This window comes from Rhizorhabdus sp., from assembly GCF_018006725.1.
Lineage (GTDB): Bacteria > Pseudomonadota > Alphaproteobacteria > Sphingomonadales > Sphingomonadaceae > Rhizorhabdus.
The window spans coordinates 1-5,326 of the sequence record NZ_JAGMXV010000281.1 but is presented as its reverse complement, the minus strand read 5'-3'; the positions used below and the strand labels follow the sequence as shown (position 1 = coordinate 5,326).

Annotated in this window: 3 protein-coding genes and 1 pseudogene; all 4 read right to left on the bottom strand. The window is 66.2% G+C overall.

The genetic code is table 11. The features are described from left to right. A pseudogene (locus KAY22_RS23950) lies at window positions 1–1,306 on the bottom strand (integrase); the annotation flags it as partial. Beyond that, window positions 1,303–3,090 (bottom strand): hypothetical protein, encoded by a 1,788-nt coding sequence (locus tag KAY22_RS23945; RefSeq protein ID WP_296625650.1) that lies wholly within the window; start codon window positions 3,088–3,090, stop codon window positions 1,303–1,305. The pseudogene KAY22_RS23950 and the gene KAY22_RS23945, both read right to left, overlap by 4 nt. After that, on the bottom strand, window positions 3,087–4,436 hold the full coding sequence (locus tag KAY22_RS23940) for a site-specific integrase (protein WP_296625649.1): 1,350 nt from the start codon (window positions 4,434–4,436) through the stop codon (window positions 3,087–3,089). The genes KAY22_RS23945 and KAY22_RS23940 overlap by 4 nt, the downstream gene beginning before the upstream one ends. Before the next feature lie 156 nt (window positions 4,437–4,592). Next, the coding region (locus KAY22_RS23935; protein ID WP_296625648.1) for an ArdC-like ssDNA-binding domain-containing protein at window positions 4,593–5,326 on the bottom strand (734 nt) is incomplete at its 5' end.

Genomic DNA, 5,326 nt, shown 5'->3' with positions numbered 1-5,326 from the left:
TCGCATCGGCGACCGGCTCGATCGTCACCCAGCTCGCCGCCTCGCCCACGGCCGCCCGGCGCTTGTAGATGGTCGATCGGATGCGATGCCGCTCGATCAGGCCGTCCTCACTGCGCGCGATAGAGAAACACCCGCGCCGCATCGCCTGCACCTCGCAGTCGCGCATGCCGGTCAGGTAGGCGCACACGATATAGGCGGCGGCCTGGAGCATCCGTTCCTCGTGTGCGAGTGTCTTCGCGTCGAAGCGCTCGCGCCATGGCCGACCGCTCTCGGGATCGATCGAGATCGGCGTGTCCATGCCGCCGACCTCTACCCCCAGCTCGGCCGCCACTGCGTCGATCAACCTCGCTTCACCGCCGGTCAGCAGGAGATGCGCGCCTGGCTCGGCCTGCACGTCGATCCCGGCATGGAGATGCAGGAGATGGGCGTTGATCGGTGGGGTCACGGCGCCGGTGTTGGGGTCGACGCGCAGCTTGCCGTTATGAGCGGTGCCCCAGATCGGTGCGCCGCGCCCCTCGCGGCGTCGGCGACCGAAATAGGCCTTCAGGCGGGTGCGGCGACGTTGCCGGCGATCAGCGTCCGGGAGGCCGGAGTCGGCGGCGACGAGACGATCCCGGCGCGCTTCGAGCCGATCAAGCTCGCGACGGGCTGCGAGAATGTCGTCAGCGAAGACGGTGACGTAGCGCAACGACCATGCGAGCAGCGCGGCGATGACCTCTTCCGGGAACCGCGGCGTGCGGTTCTCCCGGACATGCCGGTAGCCCGCGACGCGGGCGGGCGCCTGTCCGGCCCAGGGCTCGAATGCAAGGCCTCCGCCAGCGAGGTGGTCACGATAGTGATAGAGATCGGGGACCACTTCGAGGAGGTGGCCGACGATGACGGGTCGCCGGGCCGGATCGGCACGAAGGTGCCGGGCATAGGCATCGACCAATGCCTGATCGATACGGGAAACGTCGAGCCGTCCGAGCCGCTCACGGGCGAAAGCGAAGAACCGGCGGGCACGGTTGAATGCCTGGCGAATGCTCGCCGGCGGCAGCTTCGGGCGGTAGCCGGGAAGATCGACGTTGAGACGGGCGTAGAGATAGACGCGCATCGCCGCCTGCACATCGGCATGTTCGAGCACGTCGAAATGCACGGTGACGTGGCAGCGCCGGGCGTTCTCGCGGAATACGGCGAGACCGAGATCCCAGCTCGGGTCGCCGACGCGAGACAGCTCCTCGCGGGCGTGGCCCTCCTTGAGCGGCGCGCTCGCCAGCACGGGACGATCGTCGAAGGCAGGCTCTTGGGCATGGGCGGGTATGGTCATGCGCGTGCCTCCGGTGGCAGATAAAGCCGCTCGCTCTCCATCTGCCGGCGCGCATCGGCGATAACGGCATCGGAGAAGGCCGGCACGACCTGGGCGGTGATGCGGGCATGGACGCGGCCGAACTTGGCCGCCCAGTCGGTCGCGGGCAGGCTCAGCCGCTGCTCTTCGACGAAGACGAGGAAAGCCAGGATCGCGGGGAGCTTGCGCGCGGTGATGACGGCGTTAGGGCAATCAAGGCAGCCCCAGAAGGGCTGCGCACAGGGCGAACCGGCCTCGGCGAAGGGACTGTTATGGAAGCCCGCGCAGGCGGCGAGCCAGACATCCTGTTCGCCGTCGAGCAACGGACCCACGGTAGCCAGCGGCATCAGCGGCTCGGCCTGATCGGGCGCTTTGCGCAACGCCTGCTCGGCGGTGGGCGGAAGCACGGTCGGCATCGCGGCGGCGACCGCTGCGCGGAAGGCGTCGGCGACGGCCGTCTCGTGCAGGGGCCGGAGCGACGGCAGATCAGCATAGTGGCGCGCCGCTACCTCGCGCGAGTGGCCGACCGCGAAGCGGGCCATATGCCCCTCGGTCTTGGTGTACCATAGCGCCTTGTGGGTCTTGCGGAGCCGGGAGAGCAGCAGGTGGAGCGGCTTGCCGTCATCATCGACAATATCGTTCTGCGCCACCCAGGCATCGATCCGTTCCGTCGGGTGGCGGATACCTGCCCGCAGGCCGCCAGCGTTGTGATAAACCCAAATACGATCGTCGTTTAGATGCGTGCGGGCAGTCGCCGTGACCTCGATCAGGCGACGAATAAGACCGCCAGGCGTGCCACCACCGCCGTCGCGGACGCGCATGCTCTTATGCTCGGCGCCGCGAGCGCGGCGCTTGAGATAGCGCAGCTCCACCGTGCCGGCATGGGGGTTGGTGAGACAATCCACGGTCAGCGTCTTCAGGCACTCGGGCTCGAGGCCGGTATCGAGCGTGAGCAACACGAGCAGCGCCGGCAGATCGCGCGCAAGCAGGTGATGGCGGCCATGCAGGTCGTCGATGAGCGTGCTGATCGGCAATGCGCGCCGCATGCGCATGAAATAGAGGCTCTTCAGCGCGGGCTGGTCTGCGACGATAAAGCCCTGCCGCGCGATGATCGCTTCGACATCGGCGCGCGCGCTGGCGATGACCGGGTCGCCCTCATCGGTCCGGTCGTCGGCGCCGAGACGGCGGAACATCGCTTCGACATCGGTCCTCGCGGCGTCGCGCAACGCGCGGGCGACGAAGGGGCTATAAGCATCGCGCGGGGTCGAGCGGCCCGCCGATGTGGCCAGCGTGTAGCGCAGCCGCTCATGCAGGTCGGACGCGATCCGATCGGGCCGGTCTGCCTCGATCGCGCGCAATGTGTTGATGATCTTGCCGACCGTTATGTGCCGGTGGATCGCGCCCATCCCGCGCTGTTCGAGCGCGGAGGCGAACCCATCGATATGGACTGCGCGCAGGTCGCTGACGCCAGCCACGTTCAGCGCGTCATCGCCAAGCCAGGCGAAGAACAGGCGGTAGGCATTTACATACTGCTTGATGACGCTGGCCGCACCGATGGGGCCGCCGAGCGCCGCTGACCGACGTAGCGCGCCCGTGAAGGCGATGGCGAGTGGGCGAGGAGCGAGCCCAGTCATATCGATCAGGACCGTTCCGCCATGCCGTGCCTCGATCGTGAACTTGAGGCCGAGCACAGGATCGGGCTGCACGGACTCCGGCGTGATCGGCGCGAAAGCGACAGGCCGGCCCTTGCGGGGATGCGCGCTCATGCGTCCTGCGGTCCCGGCAGCAGCGCGAGCAGCTCCTCGACGGCCGCGTCCACTGTATCGGCGCGCGTCGCGATATGATCGAGGTAGATATAGGTGGTGGTGAGGCTCGCGTGGCCGAGCAGACGTTGCACCTGTTGCAGCGGGTCGCCCAGGATCAGCCGGTAGCTCTCCACCGGCCCCGCCGGCAATGCCGCTTCGCGCAGCCGCTGCTGGATCAGCAAGGCGAGCATATGGACTGCGAAGGTGTGACGAAGCTGGTGGGGACTGATCGACAGCGGGAAACCGTTCTCCTCGCACCGCTTGCAGGCACGGGTGAAGATCACCTCCCACGAGTTGGGGCGAACAGGCTGCCCTACCTCGGTCAGCCATAGCGCCGCCGGCTCGTGGGGCGGTCCATCCTCGTCGCACAGGATCAGGCGGCATCGTTCCTCTGGGGTGCAGACATCGCGCATGCGGTCGAGACCGGCGCGGATGACAGGGATCGGTCGTTCGAGCTTGGCCGCGCCGTCGCGCGCGGCGAACTTGGTCACGCCTGCGGCGCGTTCGACGGCGACATAGGCGGCGATCTGACGCAGCAGCCGACGCGGGACCAGCACACTGCGTCCCCGGTCGCCCTTGGTGAGCGGCGGCGGCAGGCGCAGCCAAAGCTGCTGAGCCTGATCGTGGTCGTGATCGATGGCCGCAAGCTCATCGGCGAGCAGGCCCGACGCCTCTTCAAGACGCAGGCCAGTGGTGACGAGAAGGTCGGCGAACAGCGCGTTGCGCAGCCCGTTGCGATCGCGAGCGCCGGGGCGCTCGGTGCCGTCCGGGGTGAGGCCGCGCAGGCCGACCTCGCGGAAAATGTGGTAGTCGTCCATCGTGACGAACCGCACATCCGACCGCCTGGCGACACGTTCATAGGCGTCGTTGCGCGCCGCGATCATGCCACGACGGCCACCTTGCGCCGGTCGCCACACGGCGCGGCGGCTGAACGGCGCGTCGGCGATCAGCCCTTGCTGCTCGCCCCAGCGGTAGAGGCGATCGAGGCTGGCGACAGCCCGGTTCCAGCTTGCCGCCGTGATCCGGTGATCGGCCTCGTCGCGGCGTCGCTCACGATGATAGGCATCGACATCGTCGCGGGTCGCAGCCCACACGGTCTTGCCGCAGGCATCGAGAAAGCGGAGCCAGACCGCAACATCATAGGCGTAGGCGCGAAGCGAGTGCCGCGAGCGGACCCCCGACAGCGGCAGGTCGAGAAAGAAGCGATCCAGATCGGGATCATAGAGCGCGTCACCGCGCAGGATCAGCGGCACATGCGCATCGAGACCCTTGGCCTCGCGGCGCTCGCAAACAGTAATGATCGACACCGGCGCGAAACCCTCCCCCCGGACCCCCCACCCGGAAGCTGACCTCACACCGATGCGCTCTATGGCCCGGCAGTTATCAGGCTGGCCTCCGCCAGCTCTTGGGTCAGCGCTACGGCCAGCCTGATAACTGCCTACCGTGGGCGTCCATCGCCGACCTTACTGCAATGTTGCGGACGGCGCAGACTGTCCAGATAAGGCAATCATTTCCTCCATAGCGTAGGCATCGCTTCCGAAGCGTTCGTTCAGCTCGCGATTGAGGCGTGTCTTGTGACCGCTCCAATGCGTGAGTTCGTGCAGGAGAGTAGAGTACCATCCTTGAGTGGCGGTACTGGTATCAGTGCCGATGAAGCGATGCTTATCGGGCATGACGATATAATCACTCGCCGGAACGAAATATGCAGAATCTCCACCGATGCGAATGTCGGCTTCCGTGGATGCAATCAGCCGTTCGGCGGTTTCGATTGCGTCGATGTGCTCGACAGGTTCGGAAACTTCCGGTGTCGCATATCCATCGACTTGGGCGACGTTGAAAACATAGGACGCCTTGGCCACAAAGCGGCGCGGATTCTCGTCGGCTGAGTTGCCTTCATTGGCTGAATCGTCGCTACCATACTCCTTGTAGAAGATGATGAGCGAAGACTTTTCGCCTTTGCGAACCTGTGCGTCGCGCTCCTGCCACTGGCGGTAGGTTCCCCAAATGCCCTGCGCGTAACCTCGCGCGTCGGCTGCGGCCCAGAGGGCGACGGTGTTGACGCCTCGATACGCATTCTTGGATGCAACATTGACGGGGCGGCAGATTGCAGAGCCTTTTCGATGCCAAGGTAATTGAACCTGCCCTGTGCCTGCTTCGATAGCAGATACGATCTGGTTGGTGATGGCTTCATATACGT

What these genes read in the sequence shown, in the direction of transcription:
- KAY22_RS23945 (WP_296625650.1), bottom strand. Translation starts at nt 3,090, where the DNA reads ATGAGCGCGCATCCCCGCAAGGGCCGGCCTGTCGCTTTCGCGCCGATC.